This is a genomic window from Halomonas sp. ND22Bw (assembly GCF_003011945.1).
Lineage (GTDB): Bacteria > Pseudomonadota > Gammaproteobacteria > Pseudomonadales > Halomonadaceae > Halomonas > Halomonas halophila.
Window position 1 is genome coordinate 1 of record NZ_PXWD01001414.1, and the last position, 250, is coordinate 250.

1 protein-coding gene is annotated in these 250 nt (G+C 72.0%); it reads left to right on the plus strand.

What is annotated here, in order from left to right; translation table 11 throughout:
- Positions 1-250: FAD-dependent oxidoreductase (locus tag CVH10_RS22860; RefSeq protein ID WP_146143320.1), on the plus strand; the 250-nt coding region annotated here is incomplete at both ends.

Consider the following 250-nt stretch of genomic DNA (forward strand, 5'->3'; position numbering starts at 1 on the left):
CACAGCCGGCGGCGTGACCAACTTCGCCGGCCTGTACGCCAGGCGCCGCGGCGAGATGACGCAGGTGGTGCACGGCGTGGCCGACGACCTGCTCGCGCGCATGCAGGCCATGGGCGGCCTCAACACGCCGCAGGACGGCATGCAGGGCCGCATCCGCGTGCGCTCCTACGACACCTCGGTCTACAAGTGCGCGGCCGACCAGCTGCTGCTCGACGCGGGCGTCGAGCTGCTGTTCCATGCCTACGCCGCC